Raw genomic sequence first — 598 nt, forward strand, 5'->3', positions numbered from 1 at the left:
CCAGGGCGCAACGCGCGCGGCCGGCACGGATGAAGCTGTCGGCGGTGGTCAGGGCATAGACGAAGCCGCTGCACACGGCCTGCACGTCGAAGGCCGCCGAGCCCTTGGCGCCCAAGTTGGCCTGCACCAGGCAGGCGGTGCTGGGAAACACGAAATCGGGCGTGGAGGTGGCCAGCACGATCAGATCGACCTCGGAGGCGTCCACACCCGCGTCGGCCAGCGCGCGGCGCGAGGCCTCGGTCGCCAACTGGCTGGTGGTGACGCCACGCTCGGCCAGGTGGCGCTGGCGGATGCCCGTGCGCTCGACGATCCACTCGTCGGAGGTGGCGATATCGCGCGTCGCCAGTTCCGCAGCCAGGGCGTCATTCGAAACCACGCGTTCCGGCAGGAAGCTGCCGGTGCCCGCGATCACGGAATATTTCATTGCGGTATCCATCAAGCGGTGTCTCCAGCCGCGCCCGGCTCGAGCGCCGGAGCACTCGAGGCAGACTGGACGCGCTGGTTGAGCTGCGCGACCGTCTGCGCGGTGCGCTCCAGCAGTTGTTCCAGTGCCTGGTGGCGCGCGGCGGTCTGCTCGCCGGCCTGGCGCCATTCGCGG

Annotated in this window: 1 pseudogene; it reads right to left on the reverse strand. The window is 70.1% G+C overall.

Annotation, left to right across the window (positions count from 1 at the left end):
- A pseudogene (locus RCF13_RS10840) lies at window positions 1–424 on the reverse strand (3-oxoacyl-ACP synthase); the annotation flags it as partial.
- Window positions 425–598: the final 174 nt, after the last annotated feature.

The organism is Stenotrophomonas maltophilia group sp. RNC7 (genome assembly GCF_030910085.1).
Taxonomy (GTDB): Bacteria; Pseudomonadota; Gammaproteobacteria; order Xanthomonadales; family Xanthomonadaceae; genus Stenotrophomonas; species Stenotrophomonas sepilia.